The sequence below is a fragment of the Microbulbifer okhotskensis genome (assembly GCF_023895975.1).
Lineage (GTDB): Bacteria > Pseudomonadota > Gammaproteobacteria > Pseudomonadales > Cellvibrionaceae > Microbulbifer > Microbulbifer okhotskensis.
On the sequence record NZ_JALBWM010000328.1, the window covers coordinates 1 to 838 of the forward strand.

Genomic DNA, 838 nt, shown 5'->3' on the forward strand with positions numbered 1-838 from the left:
GAAGGCGCGCTCTGCGGCTCGTTGGTCCAGGTCCATAAATCACCTAGGCCTTAACGGTGCCCGGTACGCCAGTAAACTTCACCGCGAGACTGGCAGCACCTGCGCCGGCGGCTTCAGCGGCGAAGGCGGTGGAGCCGGTGATATCGCCAGTGGCTGCGGTGGCGGCGTTATCATCGAAGGCACTGGAGGCAACCACCCAGGTGAGGGATTCGCCCTGATTGATCTCTGCACCGGATACCTTGGGCACGGTGAATACGCCATCAATAGCGAGCACGCCGGACTCACCCACGGCGATATCATCCATCGCTACACCCAGGACTGCGCCAACTGCTACTACCTGACCGGAGGTAATGTCCGCGCTGGTACTGTTGGTGACATCCAGCATGCATCCGTCTTGCACAAAATTCGTAGCCATTCTCTTTCTCTCGATTGGATTTTTAATTGAAAGTAAAAAGGCCGCGTTATGCGGCCCTTTTCGGGTTCTTTAAGGTTCAGTTCGGTTTGAGATGGGTATTAGGTCTTGGGTGTTTTCACCATGCCTTTTGCATCCCAGGCTTTGGCGGCGGCATCGAGGCGCACTTTGAATTCGACCCCATCGATATTCCAGCCGTTTTGCTGTTCCAGTACTGGGGCTTGCTGGCCATCCAAATAGAGCACTTCGATAGTGTCGTGCATGGCCGGGTCGGCTTTTAGATACCAGCCGTTGTGTCCGCTGAGGCGCGCATCGGAGAGCACTTGCGCAATATTGCGTACGCTGTTGGGGACGGTGTTATTTTTACTGGTTGCGCCCACTTCGAATTCGGATTCCAGGGCAACTTTTGCCGTGCCTTCATCGGCG

The 838-nt window shown here is 55.8% G+C and carries 2 protein-coding genes; both read right to left on the minus strand.

Going from position 1 to position 838, the window contains the following annotated elements; genetic code table 11:
- Positions 1-43: 43 nt before the first annotated feature.
- Entirely contained in the window at positions 44-415 is a 372-nt protein-coding gene (locus MO867_RS22350) for a DUF2190 family protein (RefSeq protein ID WP_252473273.1), read from the minus strand.
- Positions 416-513: 98 nt separating this feature from the next.
- The coding region (locus MO867_RS22355) for a phage major capsid protein (RefSeq protein ID WP_252473275.1) at positions 514-838 on the minus strand (325 nt) is incomplete at its 5' end.